The 1,487-nt window shown below is 51.1% G+C and carries 1 rRNA gene; it reads right to left on the bottom strand.

The annotated features are described in order from the left end of the window. Nucleotides 1-1,470 (bottom strand): 23S ribosomal RNA (locus AC0V2Y_RS26555); the annotation flags it as partial. Between the last annotated feature and the right edge of the window lie 17 nt (nt 1,471-1,487).

Raw genomic sequence — 1,487 nt, forward strand, 5'->3', positions numbered from 1 at the left:
CCTTCTATGAGACAGAAACTGACTATTCCAACAGTCAGACAACCTTCCGCGATCCGTCCCCCCATCGCATCATACGACGGTGCAGGAATATTAACCTGCTTCCCATCAGCTACGCATCTCTGCCTCGCCTTAGGGGCCGACTCACCCTGCTCCGATGAACGTTGAACAGGAAACCTTGGGCTTACGGCGTGGAGGCTTTTCACCCCCATTATCGCTACTCATGTCAGCATTCGCACTTCTGATACCTCCAGCATCCTTTACAAGACACCTTCGCAGGCTTACAGAACGCTCTCCTACCATATGCTTACGCATATCCGCAGCTTCGGTGACTGGCTTAGCCCCGTTACATCTTCCGCGCAGGACGACTCGATCAGTGAGCTATTACGCTTTCTTTAAATGATGGCTGCTTCTAAGCCAACATCCTGACTGTTTTAGCCTTCCCACTTCGTTTTCCACTTAGCCAATCTTTGGGACCTTAGCTGGCGGTCTGGGTTGTTTCCCTCTTGACGCCGGACGTTAGCACCCGACGTCTGTCTCCCAAGCTCGCACTCATCGGTATTCGGAGTTTGCAATGGTTTGGTAAGTCGCAATGACCCCCTAGCCATAACAGTGCTCTACCCCCGATGGTGATACTTGAGGCACTACCTAAATAGTTTTCGGAGAGAACCAGCTATTTCCAAGTTTGTTTAGCCTTTCACCCCTACCCACAGCTCATCCCCTAATTTTTCAACATTAGTGGGTTCGGACCTCCAGGGCGTGTTACCGCACCTTCATCCTGGCCATGAGTAGATCACTTGGTTTCGGGTCTACACCCAGCGACTGATCGCCCTATTCGGACTCGATTTCTCTACGGCTTCCCTATGCGGTTAACCTTGCCACTGAATGTAAGTCGCTGACCCATTATACAAAAGGTACGCAGTCACGGAACAAGTCCGCTCCTACTGTTTGTATGCACACGGTTTCAGGATCTATTTCACTCCCCTTCCGGGGTTCTTTTCGCCTTTCCCTCACGGTACTGGTTCACTATCGGTCGATTACGAGTATTTAGCCTTGGAGGATGGTCCCCCCATATTCAGACAGGATGTCACGTGTCCCGCCCTACTTGTCGTACGCTTAGTACCACCGGTCCGATTTCACATACGGGGCTATCACCCGCTATGGCTCCCATTTCCAGGGGATTCTGTTATCGGTCCGACTATCACGTACAGGCTCTTCCCATTTCGCTCGCCGCTACTTTGGGAATCTCGGTTGATTTCTTTTCCTGCAGCTACTTAGATGTTTCAGTTCGCCGCGTTCGCCTTGCATACCTATGTATTCAGTATGCAATACCCTAAAAGGGTGGGTTGCCCCATTCGGAAATCTGCGGATCAAAGTGTGTTTGCTCACTCCCCGCAGCTTATCGCAAGCTACTACGTCCTTCATCGCCTGTAATCGCCAAGGCATCCACCATGTGCACTTATTCGCTTGTCCCTATAACGTTAGCCTCT

Source organism: Janthinobacterium sp. BHSEK, assembly GCF_056174685.1.